This window comes from uncultured Tateyamaria sp., from assembly GCF_947504105.1.
Classification (GTDB): Bacteria; Pseudomonadota; Alphaproteobacteria; order Rhodobacterales; family Rhodobacteraceae; genus Tateyamaria.
The window spans coordinates 1-277 of sequence record NZ_CANNGP010000196.1; the positions used below are offsets into that span (position 1 = coordinate 1).

Here is a 277-nt window from a genome sequence, read left to right on the forward strand (position 1 = left end):
CAAGCGCGGGCGCCCGGAATTCCTTCGGCTGGCGCAACTCTTTCAAAACCTGCGTCATCACGGCGCGGCGGTTATTCCAGCCGGTCTTGGATCCCTTAAACCTCGGATTACCCTTGAATAGATCAATGACCACTGAGGAGGGCATACGCTCCAGCGCGGCCATGGCCTCACGCTTGCGTCGCTGGATCTGGCCTGTCGTGCTCTCCTTCTCGGCGGGTTTGAAATCGACATAGGCCGCCGTCATGATCTCGGCGACTTCAGCCTTCGAAAGTGCCAA

General features: G+C 58.8%; 1 protein-coding gene. It reads right to left on the bottom strand.

Features of this window, described 5'->3' with window-relative positions:
* Positions 1–277, bottom strand: a 277-nt coding sequence (locus Q1A75_RS24170) for a hypothetical protein (RefSeq protein WP_299593715.1), incomplete at both ends; no start/stop codon positions are given.